Origin of the sequence: Streptacidiphilus monticola (assembly GCF_042658505.1) — a bacterium.
Lineage (GTDB): Bacteria > Actinomycetota > Actinomycetes > Streptomycetales > Streptomycetaceae > Streptacidiphilus > Streptacidiphilus monticola.
In genome coordinates this window covers 1-2,765 of sequence record NZ_JBHSQJ010000240.1, presented here as the reverse complement: position 1 = coordinate 2,765, position 2,765 = coordinate 1, and the positions used below count along the sequence as shown (strand labels likewise).

Genomic DNA, 2,765 nt, shown 5'->3' with positions numbered 1-2,765 from the left:
GGGGACCGTATCGTGAACCTGCGGCAGAAGACCTTCGCCTACGCACGACAGGCAGCGAGGACGACAGCCGTCCTCATGGCCGGGACCCTCTCCGCGACCCTTTTGGCCGGCTGCGGCAGCACCGGCACCACCAAAGCCTCCAACGACGTTGGCAGCCCCTCCGCCAGCAGCAGTCCCAGCCTCTCAGCCGATCCGCAGGCTGCTGTCAAGGCCAGCATCCTCGCAACGTACCGCGGGTTCTGGGACACGCAGATCCAGGCATATGCGCAGGCCAGCACCAAGGGCGTGCAGATGGAGAAGTTCATGCGCGGCCAGGCCGACGGTGCGGTCCGACAAACAGTGGACGCCTACGCCAAACAGCACTTGGTGATGCGCGGGCGCCCACAGCTCTCGCCGAGGGTGACGGCGCTCAACATGAATGCGAAGACGCCGACAGCCACGATTACGGACTGCGTGGACACCACCAACTACATCACCTACAACTCCGACACGGGCAAGCCTGCAGCCACCGACCACCAGTACCGGCACCCGTGGACAGTCCAAGCCCAGCTTCTGGGCACTCAGTGGTGGATCACGCAGGCCGTGCTGGATCGGAGCCGGTCTTGCTGACGCGGGCCGCCGCAGCTGCAGTCGTACTGCTCTTGGCCACCGCCGGACACGCTGCCGCTGACGGCGCTGGAGGGGGAGTGACTTGCGGCCTGCTGCAGGGACAGTGTCAGGTCGGCGTGACCGCACCGCCCTCGCCCGGCGGAGCAAGCGGCACCAAGGGGAGCGGAGGAGGGGGCACGCCGACCGGGTCACTCGGGTGCACCTTCCACGGCAAGCAGTACCCCTGCTACGACGCGAACCGGGGCTGGTTCAACAGCCAAGACGGTTGCTACTGGGAAGCTGCAAACCCACAGCCTGCTGCAGGCGATCCGGCCTGGCAGGGACATCAGCCCGGTGACGGCACCGTCTATCAGGTGAGCTGCGACATGACCGGAGGCGGAGGCTTCGCCTTTCAGTGGCGGGCCACACCGCCGCCGGGATATGGCGGCGCAGTCAGCATCGCAAAGCTCGCCCAGCAGGCAGTCTCCAAGATGACACTCAACGGGCCGGACATCGGGATCGCGCCGAAGCCCGGGGGCAAAGGCCTGGTCGGGCTGCCGGTGTGGCTGTGGGACAACGTCTCCCCCACCACCTACGGCCCGAACACAGCGTCGGCGTCCGCCAGCGGGGTCACGGTGACCGCGACCGGCCAGGTCTCGCAGATCGCGTGGGACATGGGCGACGGCACGACCGTCACCTGTGATGACGCGGGTGTGGCGTATCAGCCGTCGTTCGGGGCTCGGATGCCGGCGTGCGGCCACGTCTACACCCGGACGTCCGCGCACCAGCCCGGCGGTGCCTATCCGATCACGGCGACGTCGACGTGGGTCGTGAACTGGCAGGCGACGACCGGGCAGAGCGGCCAGATCTCGGTGACCCGGCAGTCGAGGACCAGCGCGGTCATCGGCGAGTTGCAGGTCCTGAACAACAACTGACTTCTGCGGACCGCCCCCAGCTGAGGGGTGGTCACCTGGACTGAAGGACAACGGACTTCTTCATGGCTATCACTCGGCAGCGGCGGCCCGCGCCGCCGCAGTCCGCGCCGGCGGGTGTGGGCCCGGTTCCGATCACCGAGCCTGCGCCGCGGCGGGCGCGCCGCCCGGTGCTGGCGGTGGCCGGTATCGCGGTGGCGGCGGTCGGCGCGTTGGGCGCTTACACGATGGTGAACCAGGCCGGGGACCGTGTCGCGGTCCTGGCTGTCGCCCACGCGGTCGCGAAGGGCCAGGTGGTGCAGGCCTCCGATCTGACCACGGCGCAGGTGGCCCCCGATCCGGCGCTCAAGACGGTTGCCGTAGGCAGGAGTTCGACGATCGTGGGCAAGACCGCCGCCACCGATCTGGCTGTGGGGATGTTGGTGACGCCCGGGTCGGTGACCGCGGGCGTGGATGTGACGGCGGGCAAGAGCGTGGTGGGGGTGCTGGCGAAGCCGGGGATGATCCCGGCCGGTCGGCTGGCGCCTGGGCAGGCCGTGTCGGTGGTGCAGACCCCCGGCCAGAACGGGCAGGCCACCAAGAGCAGCGCGGCACCGTTGACGGTTCCGGCGGTCGTGGTCTTGGTGGGGGCGCCGGACAGCAACGGCAACGTCGTGGTCGACCTGGCCGCGGACCCGGCGGATGCGCCGCAGATCGCCGCCTGGGCCGCCGCAGGTCAGGTCGCGGTCGTCACCGCGCCGGGGACGCGCTGATGGCCGTCATCGCCCTCGTGTCCGCCAAGTCGTCCGCCGTGACCACGAGTGCGCTGGCGTTGACGCTCGCCGGACCGCGCCGCACGCTGCTGGCGGAGTGCGACCCGCAGGGCGGCACCCTGCGTGCCGGATTCCTCCAAGGGCATCTGTCCGCGGCGGTCGGGCTGCATCAGCTCGCGGCCGCGAGCCGCGCCGGCACCCTGGGCGAGAGCTTCGAGCAGCACCTGGTCCCGCTCGATCCGCCGGCCGGGCAGCGGCTGCTGCTGCCCGGGCTGACCGATCCCTCCCAGGCCACCGCCATGGCCGGCACCTGGGAGCAGCTGAACCGGATCTGGCCGGTCCTGGAGGCCGAGCGGCAGATGGACGTGGTCATCGATGCCGGCCGGATCGTGGTGGATGCCGGGGAGGTGTCCGCGCTGCGGTCCCCGGCGGCGTTGCTGCGGCGCGCGGACGTTGTCGGGGTACTCGGTGAAGTGCTCAGGTGCGTACGCTG

General features: G+C 70.2%; 3 protein-coding genes and 1 pseudogene. All 4 read left to right on the top strand.

The genetic code is table 11. From position 1 onward, the window contains the following. A partial coding sequence (locus tag ACFP3V_RS31640) for a hypothetical protein (protein WP_380591224.1) occupies nucleotides 1–609 on the top strand: 609 nt, incomplete at its 5' end. A gap of 116 nt (nucleotides 610–725) precedes the next feature. Further along, a complete protein-coding gene (locus ACFP3V_RS31635) occupies nucleotides 726–1,523 on the top strand; it encodes an ATP/GTP-binding protein (protein ID WP_380591221.1) in 798 nt (265 codons plus the stop codon). 62 nt (nucleotides 1,524–1,585) lie between these two features. After that, the gene (locus ACFP3V_RS31630; RefSeq protein ID WP_380591218.1) at nucleotides 1,586–2,272 is read left to right on the top strand and encodes an SAF domain-containing protein; all 687 of its coding nucleotides are present in this window, start codon (nucleotides 1,586–1,588) and stop codon (nucleotides 2,270–2,272) included. Next, nucleotides 2,272–2,765: pseudogene (locus ACFP3V_RS31625) on the top strand (hypothetical protein); the annotation flags it as partial. The gene ACFP3V_RS31630 and the pseudogene ACFP3V_RS31625, both read left to right, overlap by 1 nt.